Origin of the sequence: Vibrio atlanticus, from assembly GCF_024347315.1 — a bacterium.
Classification (GTDB): Bacteria; Pseudomonadota; Gammaproteobacteria; order Enterobacterales; family Vibrionaceae; genus Vibrio; species Vibrio atlanticus.
Window position 1 is genome coordinate 107,159 of record NZ_AP025460.1, and the last position, 13,959, is coordinate 121,117.

Below are 13,959 nucleotides of genomic sequence, written 5' to 3' on the forward strand. Positions count from 1 at the left end.
AAGAGGGGCTTGCTACAAAAATATCACTTTAAATTGGACGTTCGCTTTTGGCTAAGCCCGAGCAGATGGTTGTGTTAGTCCAGTTGAGGGCCTGCCGCAACCAGTGACTTACCTTCAGCGTTGTCTGTGTACTTATCAAAGTTGTTGATGAAGCGCTCTGCTAGATCTTTCGCTTTGCTTTCCCATTGCAGAGGGTCAGTGTATGTATCGCGTGGGTCAAGAATCGCTGGGTCAACATCGTGCAACGCTAGTGGTACTTCTAGGTTAAACATAGGGATAACCTTAGTCTCAGCTTGGTCGATTGAGCCATCTAGGATAGCGTCGATGATGCCACGAGTATCTTGGATTGAGATACGTTTGCCAGTGCCATTCCAACCGGTGTTCACTAGGTAAGCTTCAGCGCCAGCCGCTTCCATACGCTTCACAAGTACTTCAGCGTACTGAGTTGGGTGAAGAGTTAGGAATGCCGCACCGAATGCCGCAGAGAACGTTGGTGTTGGTTCAGTAATACCACGCTCAGTGCCCGCTAGTTTCGCAGTGAAGCCAGATAGGAAGTGGTACTTCGTTTGTTCTGGAGTCAGTTTAGAAACAGGTGGTAACACACCAAATGCATCCGCAGTCAGGAAGATAACCTTTTGAGCGTGACCGGCTTTTGATACTGGCTTAACGATGTTGTCGATATGGTGAATCGGGTAAGAAACACGAGTGTTCTCGGTTTTTGAGCCGTCATCAAAATCGATAGAACCATCGCCACGAACCGTTACGTTTTCTAGTAGCGCATCGCGACGGATTGCATTGTAGATTTCAGGTTCTGCTTCTTTAGATAGGCGAATGGTCTTGGCGTAACAACCACCTTCGAAATTGAAGATACCATCGTCATCCCAACCGTGCTCATCATCACCGATTAGCTCACGTTTAGGGTCGGTTGAAAGGGTTGTTTTACCTGTGCCTGATAGACCGAAGAAAATCGCCACATCGCCTTCTTCACCGACGTTAGCACTACAGTGCATTGAAGCAATGCCTTGCAGAGGAAGTAGGTAGTTCATCATTGCGAACATGCCTTTCTTCATCTCACCGCCGTACCAAGTACCACCGATGATTTGAACGCGTTCTGTTAGGTTGAAAGCAACGAAGTTTTCAGAGTTGAGACCCTGCTTTTCCCAGTTAGGGTTAGTTGTTTTAGCACCGTTCATTACCACGAAATCAGGTTCGAACGTTGCTAGCTCTTCGTCTGTTGGACGAATGAACATGTTCTTAACGAAGTGCGCTTGCCATGCTACTTCAGTGATAATACGTACACTTAAGCGCGTATCAGGGTTAGCACCACAGTAGCCGTCAATGACAAACAGGCGCTTGCCAGATAGCTGAGTTGTCACAAGCTCTTTAAGCTCACTCCATACTTCAGTTGTAATCGGTTTGTTGTCATTTTTGCCTTGATCTGACCACCACATGGTATCGCGCGTGGTGTCATCTTTAACAATGTACTTATCTTTTGGTGAGCGGCCAGTAAAGATACCAGTGTCAACCGCAACAGAGCCTAGTTCCGTTACTACGCCTTTTTCGTAGCCTTCCAAACCTGGCAGTGTCTCTTCAACGAATAACTGCTCGTAGCTAGGATTACGAAGAACTTCAGTAACGCCAGTCAGTCCGTGCTTAGTTAGATCAATTTGTGCAGCCTTAGTATGTTCCATAACGGTCATAGGTGCTCCTTGTAGGATATTTTGTAGGGATTTTGTATTAATTTTTTATTGTTATCTGCTCACCATGCTAGCAACGAGGCTCGGGGGAAACAGGGATATAGCTCAAAAAATATCCATATTAACCATGGGGTTTTAAGCGCCTCATCACATATTGGCCTGACTAGTCTATCCTGTACGCAAACCTTTGCGCTAGAGGAGAGAACATTATTAATTGATTAAAATTAAGAGGTGATTTTATTACGAGATGTTACGGAGTTTGCGCTATTTTGATCACAAAAAAGGCCAGCGTTGCGCTGACCTTTTTGGGGTAAATTACGTGTTTTTGGTACGCCGTAAATTAATGAACCGTATTGCTGCCTTTATCTGCCGCTTCTGCATACAGAGCATCAACATCATTCTTGTCGAACGAGTAGTTTGTGCCACAGTAATCGCAGTGAAGAGCAACGCTGCCTTCAGTGCTAAGAATGTCGTAGATCTCTTCTTGAGCGACAGTAATGATAGCGGCACCGCTTCGGTCACGTGAACAACCACAGAAGAATTCAACCGGTTGTGGTGTGAACAGTTGTACTTTCTCTTGGTTGTACAAACGGTAAAGCAGTTCGTTTGCTTCTAGAGTGAATAGCTCTTCATTTTTAACTGTGTCAGTTAGCTGCTCTAGGTGCTCGAAGTCGTCTGGCGTACCTGTGCCGTCTGGCATCACTTGTAGCAACATACCAGCAGCGTGTGCTTTACCTTCATGCTCGCCCGTGCGCAACCATAGACGTGTCTTTAGCTGTTCAGAGTTTGCGAAGTAACCTTCAAGGACTTCAGCTAAAGTGTCACCTTCAAGACCAACGATACCTTGGTAACGCTCACCTTTCTTAGGATCGATAGTGATCACTAGGTGACCTTTACCTATTAGATCGTGCAGGCCAGCGTCGTCGGCAATGTCACCATCAAAGCGAGCAACGCCACGGATCTTCTGATCGTTATCGCCATTGATAACAGCGAGAGATACAGGGCCATCACCTTGCAGTTGCATGGTGATAGAGCCTTCAAACTTTAGAGTCGCTGTTAGTAGCGTCGTTGAAACCAGTAGCTCACCCAACAGCTTTTGTACTGGCGCTGGGTATTCCTTGCTAGAAATAATCTGTTGGTATGCTTCGTCCATCTGTACCAATTCACCACGAACTGATAGGTCTTCAAATAGGTAGCGATTTAAAACATTACTTGTAGACATTGGGTTGGCCATTTGGCTATTCCTTCTAGCTTATTGAGTCTTGAACTTGATGATGTCACGACGTTGCTTTTTATCTGGGCGACGTTCTGGTGCTGGGCTATGAGCGTTCAGTTTACGTTGTGTTGCAAACTCTTCTCTCTTTGCCAAGCTCTCGGTGGTTTCTTCATAGAGGGTTTGAGCTATAGGAGCTCCACCACGATGGGCCGAGATTTTCTCGATTGTCACCGTCTTTTCTTCATTACCTTGGCGCAGGGTAATCACTGCTCCAAGTTCGACAATTTTACTTGGCTTGCTGCGCTGACCATTATAGTGGACTTTGCCACCATCGACCATATTGCGAGCAATAGACCGGGTTTTGTAAAAACGAGCTGCCCACAACCATTTATCGAGTCTGACAGCTTCATTAGTAGTTTTCATATAGGGCTGTGCCTTATTAAGTGAGAAATGAATGCGGTTTAACTGTAATGAACAGTGCGCAACATGCTTTTAATTACATTAAGTAGAAGCTTAAAGTGGAGGCGGTTGGCATTTTTTTCAAGTCATAATACAAAATAGCCATGTAATGCCGCTTTATAGATTTGCTATGATATAGTTCAGGATCTTATGCTTAAATAAGCTTGGTATCGAACGAATGAATAAAAAAGCTGAAAGTTTAATGATTTGCAGCATTTGTCGTCATGAAAAGGGGCAAGGAAAGTGAACTTTTTAGAGCTCAAGAATCGCGCAGGAAATTCTCCTGTGTTGAGCCGCTTATTAGAAAATGGATTTGTACTTCAGCAGAAACTAAGCCTAGCGATGTGTTGTATGTTGATTGCAGCTTCCGCATGGATTTTAGGACAGCTTGCATGGTTTATTGACCCTGCTGAGCAAGCCGTCGTGCCTTGGAAAGCAACAGCTTCATCGTCTTCTACTCCTCAATCGACCCTTGATATCTCTTCTTTGCAGCGGAGCAACCTTTTTGGTGCCTATAACCCAACCACGCCTGTTGTGGTTGAGCAGCAAGTTATCCAAGATGCACCAAAGACACGATTAAATCTAGTTTTGGTAGGTGCAGTCGCCAGTTCTAATCCAAAGCGGAGCTTAGCTGTGATTGCCAATCGCGGTACGCAGGCGACCTACGGAATTAATGAAGAGATAGAAGGCACTAGAGCTAAGCTTAAAGCCGTATTAGTCGATCGTGTGATTATTGATAACTCAGGTCGAGACGAAACCTTGATGCTTGAAGGTATTGAGTACAAGCGTTTAGCTGTCTCAGCCCCTGCGCCACCTCGCGCTTCTTCTTCGGTTCGTGGTAATAACCCTGTTTCAGCAGAACAGAAGCTAGATGAAATTAAAGCGAAGATAATGAAAGATCCGCAACAAATCTTCCAATATGTTCGACTGTCCCAGGTCAAGCGCGACGATAAAGTGATTGGTTATCGAGTGAGTCCAGGCAAAGATTCAGAACTTTTTAACTCAGTAGGGCTCCAAAACGGAGATATCGCGACTCAGTTAAATGGGCAAGACCTGACAGACCCCGCTGCTATGGGCAACATATTCCGTTCTATCTCAGAGCTGACAGAGCTAAATCTCGTCGTCGAGAGAGATGGTCAACAACATGAAGTGTTTATTGAATTTTAAAACTTTGCGTCTAACGAAGGACGAAAGTGTAGGAGAAGTACGTGAAGCATTGGTTTAAGAAAAGTGCATGGTTATTGGCAGGAAGCTTAATCTGCACACCCGCCGCCATCGCGAGTGATTTTAGTGCCAGCTTTAAAGGCACTGATATTCAAGAGTTTATTAATATTGTTGGTCGTAATCTAGAGAAGACGATCATCGTCGACCCTTCGGTGCGCGGAAAAATCGATGTACGCAGCTACGACGTACTCAATGAAGAGCAATATTACAGCTTCTTCTTAAACGTATTAGAAGTGTACGGCTACGCAGTCGTTGAAATGGACTCGGGTGTTCTTAAGATCATCAAAGCGAAAGATTCTAAAACCTCGGCAATCCCAGTTGTTGGCGACCGTGATTCGATCACAGGCGACAGCGTTGTGACACGTGTTGTGACGGTTCGTAATGTCTCGGTTCGTGAGCTATCTCCTCTGCTTCGTCAACTGAATGACAACGCGGGCGCGGGCAACGTGGTGCACTACGATCCTGCAAATATCATTCTAATTACTGGCCGTGCAGCCGTTGTTAATCGTTTAGCCGAGATCATCAAACGTGTAGACCAAGCGGGTGATAAAGAGATTGAGGTCGTTGAACTAAAGAATGCTTCCGCCGCGGAGATGGTGCGTATAGTCGATGCACTAAGTAAAACCACAGATGCTAAAAACACCCCTGCCTTCCTGCAGCCTAAATTAGTTGCCGATGAGCGTACCAATGCAATTCTTATCTCAGGCGACCCTAAAGTACGCAGTCGTTTAAGAAAGTTGATTGAACAGCTTGATGTTGAAATGGCGACTAAGGGTAACAACCAAGTTATCTACCTTAAATACGCAAAAGCGGAAGACTTAGTCGATGTGCTGAAAGGCGTGTCTGACAACCTGCAATCAGAGAAACAAACATCAACCAAAGGCAGTTCATCGCAGCGCAACCAAATGATGATTTCAGCTCATAGTGATACTAACTCGTTGGTGATTACCGCACAGCCAGACATCATGAACGCGCTGCAAGACGTGATCGCTCAACTCGATATCCGTCGTGCTCAAGTGTTGATTGAAGCCTTAATTGTTGAAATGGCAGAAGGTGATGGCGTTAACCTAGGTGTGCAGTGGGGCAACCTAGAAACGGGTGCCATGATTCAGTACAGCAATACTGGTGCATCGATTGGCGGTGTGATGGTGGGTCTAGAAGAAGCAAAAGATAAAACGGTTGATCGAGTTGTAACTCCAAGTGATGGATCGAAACCCTATACGGTGAAAGAGACGGAAAAGGGTGACTATTCAACGTTAGCATCTGCTCTTTCTGGCGTTAATGGTGCAGCAATGAGTGTGGTCATGGGTGACTGGACAGCGTTGATCAGTGCGGTAGCAACCGATTCAAACTCAAACATTCTGTCTTCTCCAAGTATCACTGTGATGGACAACGGCGAGGCTTCATTCATTGTGGGTGAAGAGGTGCCCGTTCTAACTGGTTCTAAAGCAGGTTCAAGCAACGATAATCCATTCCAAACGGTTGAACGTAAGGAAGTGGGCATCAAGCTTAAAGTGGTACCACAAATTAATGAAGGTGACTCGGTTCAGCTAAAAATAGAACAAGAAGTGTCGAACGTATTGGGTGCGAATGGTGCGGTTGATGTGCGTTTTGCAAAGCGTCAGCTAAATACGTCAGTGATTGTTCAAGACGGTCAAATGCTGGTGTTGGGTGGCTTGATTGACGAGCGCGCACTAGAGAGTGAATCTAAGGTACCGTTCTTGGGTGATATTCCAGTGCTTGGACACCTGTTCAAATCAACCAGTACTCAGGTTGAGAAAAAGAATTTAATGGTATTTATCAAGCCAACCATCATCCGTGATGGCATGACAGCAGATGGTATCACGCAGCGTAAATACAACTTTATTCGTGCTGAGCAACTGTACAAGGCTGAGCAAGGCTTGAAACTGATGGATAACGATAATATTCCAGTACTCCCTAAGTTTGGCGATAGTATGAATCATCCTGCTGAAATCCAAGCCTTCATCGATCAAATGGAAACAGAATAATGGCTGAATTGGTAGGGGCGGCACGTACTTATCAGCGCTTGCCGTTTAGCTTTGCGAATCGCTACAAGATGGTTTTGGAGTATCAGCACCCGGAGCGCGCGCCGGTACTTTATTATGTTGAACCTCTGAAATCGGCGGCGATCATTGAAGTGAGCCGTGTTGTGAAAAATGGCTTCACACCACAAGCGATAAGCGCAGACGAATTTGATAAAAAACTGACCGATGCTTATCAGCGTGACTCGTCGGAAGCTCGTCAGCTAATGGAAGACATTGGTGCCGACAACGATGACTTCTTCTCGTTAGCGGAAGAGCTGCCACAAGACGAAGATTTGCTTGAATCAGAAGACGACGCACCGATCATCAAGTTAATTAATGCGATGTTGGGTGAGGCGATTAAAGAAGGCGCTTCGGATATTCATATCGAAACCTTCGAAAAGTCACTGTCGATCCGTTTCCGTATTGATGGTGTGCTGCGCGATGTATTAGCACCAAGCCGTAAGTTGGCTCCGCTGTTGGTTTCGCGTGTCAAGGTTATGGCTAAGCTGGATATTGCGGAAAAACGCGTGCCACAAGACGGTCGTATTTCTCTACGTATCGGTGGCCGAGCGGTTGATGTGCGTGTATCTACCATGCCTTCTTCACACGGTGAACGTGTAGTAATGCGTCTGTTGGACAAAAACGCCACTCGCCTAGATCTACACAGTTTGGGTATGACGGCAGAGAACCACGAGAACTTTCGTAAACTTATTCAGCGCCCACACGGTATTATCTTGGTTACCGGTCCTACGGGTTCGGGTAAATCAACGACCTTGTACGCTGGCCTGCAAGAACTCAACAGTAACGAACGCAACATCCTTACCGTTGAAGATCCAATCGAATTTGATATTGATGGTATTGGTCAAACACAGGTAAACCCTAAGGTTGATATGACCTTTGCGCGCGGCTTACGTGCGATTCTTCGTCAAGACCCGGATGTGGTAATGATTGGTGAGATCCGTGATTTAGAGACTGCTGAGATCGCTGTTCAAGCCTCTTTGACGGGTCACTTAGTCATGTCGACTCTTCACACCAATACGGCAATCGGTGCGATCACGCGTCTGCGTGATATGGGCATTGAACCTTTCTTGATCTCTTCTTCTCTGCTGGGTGTTTTGGCTCAGCGCTTGGTTCGTACTCTGTGTAACGACTGTAAAGAACCTTACGAAGCCGATAAAGAACAGAAAAAGCTGTTTGGTATGAAGAAGAAAGAGAGCCTCACACTTTACCATGCAAAAGGTTGTGAAGAGTGTGGCCATAAAGGCTATCGAGGTCGTACCGGTATTCATGAGCTACTGATGATTGACGATTCGGTACAAGAGCTGATTCACAGTGAAGCTGGTGAGCAGGCGATTGAGAAAGCGATTCGTGGCACAACCCCAAGTATTCGAGATGATGGCTTGAGCAAAGTTCTGAAAGGGGTAACGTCCTTAGAAGAAGTGATGCGAGTGACTAAGGAAGTCTAGTATGGCGGCATTTGAATACAAAGCGCTGGATACCAAAGGTAAGAGCAAAAAGGGTTCGATTGAAGCGGATAATGCTCGTCAGGCTCGCCAACGTTTAAAAGAACAAGGTTTAATGCCGGTTGAGATGACCGAAGCTAAGGCGAAAAATGCGAAAGGTACTCAGCCTTCGACCAACTTTAAGCGTGGTATCAGTACGCCAGATCTTGCGTTGATTACTCGTCAAATATCCACGCTCGTTCAATCAGGCATGCCGCTAGAAGAGTGCTTGAAAGCGGTAGCTGAGCAGTCTGAAAAGCCACGTATTCGAACTATGCTATTGGCGGTTCGCTCTAAGGTTACCGAAGGCTACTCATTAGCCGATAGCCTGTCTGATTACCCGCATATCTTCGATGAGCTGTTTAGGGCCATGGTTGCGGCGGGTGAGAAGTCTGGTCACTTAGATGCGGTATTGGAGCGACTGGCCGATTATGCAGAAAATCGTCAGAAGATGCGCTCTAAGCTGCTACAAGCGATGATCTACCCTGTGGTGCTGGTGGTGTTTGCGGTGACGATTGTTTCGTTCCTGTTGGCAACCGTGGTACCTAAGATCGTCGAGCCTATTATCCAAATGGGCCAAGAGCTTCCTCAGTCGACACAATTTTTATTAGCCTCGAGTGAATTTATCCAGAATTGGGGCATCCAATTACTGTTGTTGATCATTGGTGTGATTGTGTTGATTAAGAGCGCGCTCAAAAAGCCGGGTATTCGCATGAGCTGGGATCGCAAACTATTGAGTATTCCGCTGATCGGCAAGATTGCGAAAGGGATCAATACCTCTCGTTTTGCACGAACACTCTCAATTTGTACCTCGAGTGCGATTCCAATCCTTGAAGGGATGAAGGTCGCGGTTGATGTGATGTCGAATCAACATGTGAAACAGCAAGTATTACAGGCTTCAGACAGTGTTAGAGAAGGCGCAAGCTTACGTAAAGCGTTGGATCAAACCAAACTCTTTCCACCGATGATGCTGCATATGATCGCCAGTGGTGAGCAGAGTGGTCAGTTGGAACAGATGCTGACAAGAGCGGCAGACAACCAAGATCAAAGCTTTGAGTCGACGGTCAATATCGCGTTAGGCATTTTCACCCCAGCGCTTATCGCGTTGATGGCCGGTTTGGTGCTGTTTATCGTGATGGCGACGCTGATGCCGATGCTTGAAATGAACAATTTAATGAGTGGATAACGTACTGCTCATCAGGCGTTAGTTTTTGGATTATCGAGAAGAAGGGCATTATTACCTTCAACTCGCTATCTGTAATTTGGAGAAAATAATGAAAAATAAAATGAAAAAACAGTCAGGCTTTACTCTATTGGAAGTGATGGTTGTTGTGGTTATTCTTGGTGTTTTAGCTAGCTTTGTTGTTCCTAACCTTTTGGGTAACAAAGAGAAGGCGGATCAACAGAAAGCCATCACGGATATCGTGGCGCTAGAGAACGCGCTAGATATGTACAAACTGGATAACAGTGTTTACCCAACAACGGATCAAGGCCTTGATGGATTGGTTTCTAAGCCAAGCAGTCCAGAGCCTCGTAACTACCGTGACGGTGGCTACATTAAGCGTCTGCCTAACGACCCATGGGGCAATGAGTACCAATACCTAAGCCCAGGTGATAACGGTACTATCGATATCTTTACGCTTGGTGCTGATGGCCAAGAAGGTGGTGAAGGTATCGCTGCGGATATCGGTAACTGGAACATGCAAGATTTCCAATAAGCTTCGGCTTATTGTTTTATAGGTTATTGAGCTTGATACGTTATTGATGGTAGGACGTAAACAGATGGAGTCTACAAGGTGAAAACTAAGCAAACACAGCCAGGTTTCACCTTGATTGAGATTCTTTTGGTGTTGGTATTACTGTCAGTAACGGCGGTCGCGGTGATCGCGACCATTCCGACCAATAGCAAAGATGTCGCTAAAAAATATGCTCAAAGCTTCTATCAACGAGTTCAATTACTCAATGAAGAGGCTATTTTGAGTGGCTTGGATTTTGGCGTTCGTGTCGATGAAAAAAAATCGACTTACGTTCTGATGGCGCTTAAGTCAGAAGGTTGGCAAGAAGTCGAATTTGAAAAAATCCCCTCTTCAACTGAATTACCGGAAGAACTCGCGTTGTCACTGACTTTAGGTGGTGGCGCATGGGAAGACGATGATCGTTTGTTCAATCCCGGAAGCTTGTTTGATGAAGATATGTTTGCGGATCTTGAAGAGGAAAAAAAGCCCAAGCCACCTCAGATATACATCTTGTCGAGTGCTGAAATGACGCCATTTGTATTATCGTTTTATCCAAATACCGGAGACACCATACAAGATGGTTGGCGTATTCGGGTGTTGGATAATGGTGTGATTCGACTGCTAGAGCCGGGAGAAGAAGATGAAGAGGAATAACCGTTCTCCTTATCGTTCTCGTGGTATGCCTCTTGGTTCTCGAGGAATGACTCTTAGTTCTCGAGGAATGACACTGCTTGAAGTATTAGTTGCGCTCGCTATCTTCGCTACGGCGGCGATCAGTGTGATTCGTGCTGTCACCCAACACATTAATACCCTTAGTTATCTAGAAGAAAAAACCTTCGCGGCGATGGTTGTTGATAACCAGATGGCCTTAGTCATGCTGCATCCTGAGAAGCTTAAAAAAGCGCAGGGCACGCAAGAGTTAGCGGGAAGAGAGTGGTTCTGGAAGGTGACTCCCATCGATACCAGCGATAATTTATTAAAGGCGTTTGATGTGAGTGCAGCAACCAGTAAGAAAGCTTCTCCAGTGGTCACGGTGCGCAGTTATGTGGTCAACTAAAAGCGTGTGGTTAAGTAAAATCGTGTCGTTAGCGAAGAGCAAGTCGCTAAGTAAAAGCATGTCGGCAAATAAGCATACGCCACGTAAACAAGGTATATCTTCAAAAGGGAGAGGCTTTACTTTAATCGAAGTTTTGGTCTCGATTGCCATTTTTTCCACGTTAAGCATGGCGGCTTATCAGGTGGTAAATCAGGTCCAACGAAGCAACGAACTCTCTATTGAGCGTAGTGCTCGTTTAAATCAACTGCAACGCAGTTTAGTCATTTTAGATAATGATTTTCGCCAGATGGCGGTACGACAATTTCGTACCAATGGTGAAGAAGCATCATCTAAGCTGATCCTAATGAAAGAGTATTTACTGGATTCCGACAGTGTTGGCATCATGTTTACTCGCCTTGGTTGGCACAACCCACAGCAGCAGTTCCCTCGCGGAGAAGTCACCAAAGTAGGCTACCGCATAAAAGAGGAAACGCTTGAGCGTGTATGGTGGCGTTACCCCGATACACCTGCCGGCCAACAAGGTGTGATTACTCCTCTGCTTGATGATGTTGAGAACCTGGAGTTCGAGTTTTATGACGGAAGCCGCTGGGGCAAAGAGTGGCAAACCGATAAATCACTGCCTAAAGCGGTGAGACTTAAGCTGACACTGAAAGATTACGGTGAGATAGAACGTGTTTATCTCACACCAAGTGGCGCCTTAGATCAGGTCGATGATTCTTCAAACAGTGACTCTTCAGGCAGTAATGAGGGGAATAATGATTCATCAAACTAATAAGCCTGCACTGACAAGGTCTGCTGTGGGGCGTAAACAGCGTGGTGTCGCGCTGATCATTATTCTGATGCTTTTGGCGATCATGGCAACCATAGCTGGCAGTATGTCGGAGCGTCTGTTTACGCAATTCAAACGCGTTGGCAATCAACTGAATTACCAACAGGCTTACTGGTATAGCATTGGTGTAGAAGCACTTGTCCAAGACGGTATTAGGCAAAGTTATAAAGATAGTGATACGGTGAACTTAAGCCAGCCATGGGCGTTAGAGGAGCAGGTATACCCATTGGATTATGGCCAAGTTAAAGGGCGTATCGTTGATGCGCAGGCTTGTTTCAATCTTAATGCGCTCGCTGGGATTACGACGACATCAAGTAACCAACCCCCTTATTTAGTGAAGGTTTGGCAAACCTTACTGGAAAACCAAGATGTGGAGCCTTATCAGGCTGAGGTTATCGCAAATTCAAGTTGGGAATTTCTGGACTCTGATACTCGAGCCACCTCTTCTGCGGGGGTAGAAGACAGCACTTATGAGGCGATGAAGCCAGCTTATTTGGCGGCGAATGGCTTAATAGCGGATGAATCGGAGCTGCGAGCCGTTTATCAGGTCTCTGGTGAAGCAATGGAAAAGGTACATCCATTTATTTGTGCTTTGCCCACTGATGATTTCCGATTAAACGTGAATACCATCTCGGAAAAGCAGGCATCTTTACTGGAAGCAATGTTTGCACCCGGTCTAAGTGAATCGGACGCCAAACAGCTGATAGACAAGCGCCCATTTGATGGCTGGGATTCGGTGGATGCGTTTATGGCTGAGCCTGCTATTGTTGGTGTGAGTGCTGAAGTCAGCAAACAAGCGAAAGCATATTTAACTGTAGATAGCGCCTATTTTGAGCTAGATGCAGAGGTATTAGTTGAGCAGTCTCGTGTACGTATACGAACGCTTTTCTATAGTAGTAATAGAGAAACAGTGACGGTAGTACGCCGTCGTTTTGGAGGAATCCGTGAGCGAGTTTCTGACCGTTCGACTGAGTAGCGAGCCACAAAGCCCAGTGCAGTGGTTGGTTTGGTCGACAAGCCAACAAGAAGTGATAGCAAGTGGTGAGCTGTCTAGCTGGGATCAGCTTGATGAGTTAACGCCTTACGCTGAAAAGCGTAGCTGTATCGCTTTATTGCCGGGAAATGAGTGCTTAATTAAGCGTGTTGAAATTCCGAAAGGTGCTGCTCGCCAGTTCGACTCTATGCTGCCATTTTTGTTAGAAGACGAAGTGGCACAAGATATCGAAGACTTACATCTAACCATTTTAGATAAAGATGCAACGCACGCTACTGTGTGTGGTGTAGATCGCGAATGGTTAAAACAAGCTTTAGACCAGTTTCGCAAAGCCAATATTATTTTCCGTAAGGTGCTGCCAGATACACTAGCCGTGCCTGTTGAAGAACAAGGCATCAGTGCATTGCAAATCGACCAGCATTGGCTATTGCGCCAAGGTCACTCTCAACGTCAAGGTAACTATCAAGCCGTATCAATCAGCGAAGCATGGTTGGCGATGTTTTTGCAAAGTGATTGGGTTGTAGCTGACGACGAAGAGCAACCTACGACTATCTTCAGCTATACCACAATGCCGAGCGATGATGTACAGCAGCAAAGCGGTATGGAATGGCAAGCAAAGCCTGCGGAATTGGTGATGTCCTTATTGAGCCAACAAGCGATCACAAGCGGCGTAAATTTACTGACGGGCACCTTTAAAACCAAATCTTCTTTCAGTAAATATTGGCGTGTATGGCAGAAGGTGGCGATTGCTGCTTGCTTGCTGGTGGCCGTGATTGTGACTCAACAAGTGTTGAAGGTGCAGCAATACGAAGCACAAGCACAAGCCTATCGCATGGAGAGTGAGCGTATCTTTAGAGCCGTTCTGCCAGGTAAACAACGAATTCCGACAGTAAGCTACCTTAAGCGTCAGATGAATGATGAAGCTAAGAAGTACGGTGGCTCAGACGATGGTGACTCCTTACTTGGTTGGTTAGCATTGCTGCCTGAAACGTTAGGACAAGTGAAATCGATCGAAGTCGAAAGCATTCGCTATGATGGCAATCGTTCTGAAGTTCGATTACAAGCTAAAAGCGCTGATTTTCAACATTTTGAGACGGCTAAAGTAAAACTTGAAGAGAAGTTTTCCGTTGAACAAGGGCCATTGAACCGTAATGGCGATGCCGTATTTGGCAGTTTTACCCTTAAACCCCGTCAGTAACT

Annotated in this window: 13 protein-coding genes; 10 read left to right on the forward strand and 3 right to left on the reverse strand. The window is 45.9% G+C overall.

Annotated elements, in window-relative coordinates:
• Positions 1-74: 74 nt before the first annotated feature.
• The 3 genes from pckA to hslR form a co-directional block, all read right to left on the reverse strand.
• Positions 75-1,700 (reverse strand): phosphoenolpyruvate carboxykinase (ATP), encoded by a 1,626-nt coding sequence (gene pckA / locus OCV30_RS00475; RefSeq protein ID WP_065679099.1) that lies wholly within the window; start codon positions 1,698-1,700, stop codon positions 75-77.
• Between the two features lie 337 nt (positions 1,701-2,037).
• Positions 2,038-2,931 carry an Hsp33 family molecular chaperone HslO gene (gene hslO / locus OCV30_RS00480; RefSeq protein WP_009848029.1) on the reverse strand — a complete coding sequence of 298 codons (894 nt, stop codon included), beginning with the start codon at positions 2,929-2,931 and terminating at the stop codon, positions 2,038-2,040.
• 18 nt (positions 2,932-2,949) lie between these two features.
• Positions 2,950-3,336, reverse strand: coding sequence for a ribosome-associated heat shock protein Hsp15 (gene hslR / locus OCV30_RS00485; protein WP_012603005.1), 387 nt, complete (start codon positions 3,334-3,336; stop codon positions 2,950-2,952).
• 279 nt (positions 3,337-3,615) lie between these two features.
• Between hslR and gspC the strand changes: the two genes are divergently transcribed.
• From gspC to gspL, 10 genes are all read left to right on the forward strand, one after another.
• Positions 3,616-4,539, forward strand: a complete 924-nt coding sequence (gspC, locus tag OCV30_RS00490) for a type II secretion system protein GspC (RefSeq protein WP_065679098.1) — start codon at positions 3,616-3,618, stop codon at positions 4,537-4,539.
• 41 nt (positions 4,540-4,580) lie between these two features.
• Positions 4,581-6,605 (forward strand): type II secretion system secretin GspD, encoded by a 2,025-nt coding sequence (gene gspD, locus OCV30_RS00495; protein ID WP_065679097.1) that lies wholly within the window; start codon positions 4,581-4,583, stop codon positions 6,603-6,605.
• Positions 6,605-8,107 (forward strand): type II secretion system ATPase GspE, encoded by a 1,503-nt coding sequence (gene gspE / locus OCV30_RS00500; protein ID WP_009848025.1) that lies wholly within the window; start codon positions 6,605-6,607, stop codon positions 8,105-8,107. Before gspD ends, gspE begins: the two co-directional genes overlap by 1 nt.
• Before the next feature lies 1 nt (position 8,108).
• On the forward strand, positions 8,109-9,329 hold the full coding sequence (gene gspF / locus OCV30_RS00505; protein WP_065679096.1) for a type II secretion system inner membrane protein GspF: 1,221 nt from the start codon (positions 8,109-8,111) through the stop codon (positions 9,327-9,329).
• A gap of 88 nt (positions 9,330-9,417) precedes the next feature.
• A complete protein-coding gene (gspG, locus tag OCV30_RS00510) occupies positions 9,418-9,861 on the forward strand; it encodes a type II secretion system major pseudopilin GspG (protein WP_009848023.1) in 444 nt (147 codons plus the stop codon).
• Between the two features lie 78 nt (positions 9,862-9,939).
• Positions 9,940-10,533, forward strand: coding sequence for a type II secretion system minor pseudopilin GspH (gspH, locus tag OCV30_RS00515; protein WP_009848022.1), 594 nt, complete (start codon positions 9,940-9,942; stop codon positions 10,531-10,533).
• Positions 10,520-10,936, forward strand: a complete 417-nt coding sequence (gspI, locus tag OCV30_RS00520; protein WP_065679095.1) for a type II secretion system minor pseudopilin GspI — start codon at positions 10,520-10,522, stop codon at positions 10,934-10,936. Before gspH ends, gspI begins: the two co-directional genes overlap by 14 nt.
• The gene (gene gspJ, locus OCV30_RS00525) at positions 10,923-11,708 is read left to right on the forward strand and encodes a type II secretion system minor pseudopilin GspJ (protein ID WP_065679094.1); all 786 of its coding nucleotides are present in this window, start codon (positions 10,923-10,925) and stop codon (positions 11,706-11,708) included. Before gspI ends, gspJ begins: the two co-directional genes overlap by 14 nt.
• A complete protein-coding gene (gene gspK / locus OCV30_RS00530) occupies positions 11,692-12,741 on the forward strand; it encodes a type II secretion system minor pseudopilin GspK (RefSeq protein ID WP_065679093.1) in 1,050 nt (349 codons plus the stop codon). Before gspJ ends, gspK begins: the two co-directional genes overlap by 17 nt.
• Positions 12,710-13,957, forward strand: a complete 1,248-nt coding sequence (gspL, locus tag OCV30_RS00535) for a type II secretion system protein GspL (RefSeq protein ID WP_065679092.1) — start codon at positions 12,710-12,712, stop codon at positions 13,955-13,957. Before gspK ends, gspL begins: the two co-directional genes overlap by 32 nt.
• Positions 13,958-13,959 lie beyond the last annotated feature (2 nt).